The 864-nt window shown below is 43.6% G+C and carries 1 protein-coding gene and 1 pseudogene; both read right to left on the reverse strand.

Annotated elements, in window-relative coordinates; translation table 11 throughout:
* Positions 1-597, reverse strand: a 597-nt coding sequence (locus A3766_RS25985; protein ID WP_068643260.1) for a succinate dehydrogenase iron-sulfur subunit, incomplete at its 3' end; no start/stop codon positions are given.
* A gap of 15 nt (positions 598-612) precedes the next feature.
* Positions 613-864 (reverse strand): annotated as a pseudogene (gene sdhA, locus A3766_RS25990) (succinate dehydrogenase flavoprotein subunit); the annotation flags it as partial.

Here is an 864-nt window from a genome sequence, read left to right on the forward strand (position 1 = left end):
AACACTGAAAGGGTCATCCAAATCAGCTAAACGCTCTGCCGTAGCAGTATCACGTGAGTCAGCCAAAAATCTGTATGCCTGTAACAAACCTGATGGCCCGACAAACTTGTCAGGATTCCACCAGAATGATGGGCAAGCTGTTGAACAACAAGCACATAAGATACATTCATACAATCCATCCAGCTTTTCACGATCTTGAGGCGTCTGTATACGCTCAATAGCAGGTGCTGGCGTATCATTAATCAAGAATGGCTTAATTTTCTCGTATTGCTTGTAGAACATAGACATATCTACAACCAAGTCACGAATAACCGGCAAGCCCGGCAAAGGACGAATGATTAACTTGTTACCCTTCACAACTTCTGAAAGAGGTGTAATACAAGCCAATCCATTCTTACCATTCATGTTCAAACCATCTGAACCACAAACACCTTCACGACAAGAGCGGCGGTAAGCCAGTGATGGATCTTTTTCCTTAAGCAAGCCCAGGACATCAAGAACCATCAAATCTTTCCCTTCAGGGATCTGTAACTCAACATCCTGCATATAGGGTGCAGTGTCTTGTTCAGGATTATAGCGATATAAACTTACTAACATCTTCCAAATCTCCCCTTAGTAAGAGCGTACTTTTGGTGGGAACGCATCAACGGTCTTAGGCGAGAAATTAACATCACGCTTACCAACGCGCTTCTCTAGAGGGAAGTACATTGAGTGTTTCAACCAGTTTTCATCATCACGCTCAGTAAAATCATTACGAGCATGAGCACCACGACTTTCTTTACGTCCTTCTGCAGCTACAGCTGTTGCGTAAGCAACTTCGAACAAGTTATCCAGCTCAAGCGCTTCGATACGAGCAGTATTGAA

This window comes from Oleiphilus sp. HI0132, from assembly GCF_001635845.1.